At 72.6% G+C, this 656-nt stretch carries 1 protein-coding gene; it reads left to right on the top strand.

The genetic code is table 11. From position 1 onward, the window contains the following. Window positions 1-656 (top strand): ATP-binding protein (locus tag VQ02_RS33630; RefSeq protein WP_048448626.1); only part of this gene is annotated, 656 nt, incomplete at both ends.

Raw genomic sequence — 656 nt, 5'->3', positions numbered from 1 at the left:
TCCTGCGGCTCGCCGACGTGGCCGAGAGCTTCGGCAAGGGGCGCGAGCTGGATTTCCGCCCCCGCGGCGCCCGCGAGGTGCGCAAGGCCGGCCACGCCTTCATCGAGATGAAGCGGCGCATCGAGCGGGCGATGGAGCAGCGCACCACGATGCTCAACGGGGTGAGCCACGACCTGCGCACCATCATCACCCGCTTCCGGCTCTCCCTGGCGCTCCTCGAGCAGACGCCGGAGATCGACGATCTCCGGCGCGACGTCGACGAGATGAGCCGGATGCTCGAGGCCTACCTCGCCTTCGCGCGCGGCGATTCCGGCGAGCCGGCCTCGGCCATTGACCTGCGGGCGCTCCTCGAGGACGTGCGCACCGACGTCGAGCGCTTGGGCGGCCACGTCTCCGAGGTGACGCTTGAGGGCCAGGCGACCGTGACGGTGCGCCCCGACGCCTTCCGGCGCTGCCTGTTCAACCTCGCCTCCAACGCCGCCCGCTACGGCGACACCATCGCGATCGCCGCCCGCAAGGAGGCGCGCTGGCTCGCCGTCTCGATCGACGACGACGGCCCGGGCATCCCGCCGGAGCTGCGCGAGGAGGTGTTCAAGCCCTTCGTGCGCCTCGACGACGCCCGCCAGGATGCCGGCGGCTCGGGGCTCGGCCTCGCC

The sequence above is a fragment of the Methylobacterium variabile genome (genome assembly GCF_001043975.1).
GTDB classification, from domain to species: Bacteria; Pseudomonadota; Alphaproteobacteria; order Rhizobiales; family Beijerinckiaceae; genus Methylobacterium; species Methylobacterium variabile.
Note: the sequence above shows the minus strand (reverse complement) of the source record. Positions and strands in the feature narration are given on the sequence as shown.